This is a genomic window from Sinorhizobium sp. NFACC03, from assembly GCF_900103435.1.
In the GTDB taxonomy this organism is placed as follows: domain Bacteria; phylum Pseudomonadota; class Alphaproteobacteria; order Rhizobiales; family Rhizobiaceae; genus Ensifer.
Map to the genome: position 1 here is coordinate 1 of NZ_FMXF01000075.1, position 1,638 is coordinate 1,638.

General features: G+C 60.0%; 1 protein-coding gene. It reads right to left on the reverse strand.

Going from position 1 to position 1,638, the window contains the following annotated elements; translation table 11 throughout:
- Positions 1 to 430: 430 nt before the first annotated feature.
- The coding region (locus BLU35_RS34785) for an ISNCY family transposase (RefSeq protein ID WP_093236523.1) at positions 431 to 1,638 on the reverse strand (1,208 nt) is incomplete at its 5' end.

Sequence of the window (1,638 nt, forward strand, 5' to 3'; positions counted from 1 at the left end):
CCGCGAATCCGCTGGATGAGTTCAAGGCGATGCAATTCTTTCTGCGACATGACAATCAAACAAGACATGACGACTCCGAACACAGATGGCCTTGGCCACGATGCAAGTCGCTGATCTTGCTTCCCAACGCTGACGTTCGACCAGCATCCCAAGAGGCGACGACTGTCGCATCTCTAACTGGCCTATATGTCGCATTTCTAAAATGCCGCTACACACAATGTGGCAGCCAAGTTGAACTGTCCACGTTGGCGCAAAGTAGAAATGTCACTTTGGGCGGCGCGTCGTCAGCCATTTAGACATGCGACACTCGACATCTCCGTTGGCGCTGAGGCAAGCCCCCGACCGAACCGGCTGGACCGGGTTGCAAGGGAAGGGAGGGGGCGGATGAGACGCACCCATCGGCTTTAGCTTGGACAGTTGAAGCAGCCGGTCATTCCGCCGCATCGAGGTCAGAGAGCGCCTGTCGCCGCCGGGCAATGACCGCAGGATCGTTCATGAAATCCTTCCGACGTCCCGGGCCGCGCGCGCGTCGAACGTAGCCGTTCTTCTCGCTGTTCGTCTTCACGGCCGGCTTCGTCTGCTGCTCCTGACGTTCCTTGATGTAGGTCAGGAGTTCACCGAGCCGCTTGTTCTCGGTGATCGCCGCATGCGTCACCCGCTGGTCCTTATCGAACACCCGGTACGGTAGGGAATGCCCCTTCCAGCGCACATCCAGCCTGCCGTCGGCAAGCGCGTAGGTCTCGACATAACGACCGACCAGCCCGCGCGTCACCTCGTTCTCTTCCAGCATGATCCGCTGGCGCTCGAACGAAAACGTCAACTGGGCACCGACATAACGCTGCTCACGTTTGCACAGGACGTCGCGCAGCCGATCCGGGGCAAGGTTCAGCGGCCGATGCAGATCATCAGATCGGGCAGGGGTAATGGCAAACTGGCGGTTATAGCGCTCCATGAACCGAGGCAGGAAAGCGTTGCCGTCGTCCATGCCGCAGACGCCCTCCAGACGCAGATCCTTAATCAACCGGTCCTGTAGCGTCCGGTTCATCCGCTCGACCCGGCCCTTGGCTTGACTAGAATTTGCGCAAAGAATCTCGATGTTTAACTCGCAAAGTGCCCGCCCGAACTGGGTCATGCCCTGGCCGCCCTTGGCATCCTTCTTCGCCACCCGGAACACCGAATGCTTGTCGGAATAGAAGGCGACTGGAGCACCATGCGCCTTCAGATAGAGCTCCAGCGCCTCGAAATAGCTGAACGCACTTTCCGAGCGCACAAACCGCAACTGCATCAACTTGCCGGTCGCATCATCGATGAACACCAGCAATGAACATGGATCACCGCGATCTTCGAACCAGCGATGCTCGGAACCGTCGATCTGAACCAACTCGCCGTAGGCCTCGCGCCGCAGCCGCGGCTGATGGAACGTCCGCCGCTGCTTGCGCGACAGCCACAGGCCGGCCTCCGACATCCATTGGCGCAAGGTCTCGCGCGACACCGTCAGACCATCATGCTCCGCAAGCTTCTCGGCCGCCAGCGTCGGACCAAAGTCGGCATAACGCTCGTGCACGATCGCCATGGCGTAATCGCGTACGCCGTCGCAGATCCGGTTGTTCGATGGCCGGCCGATCGCCTGGTGCCGGA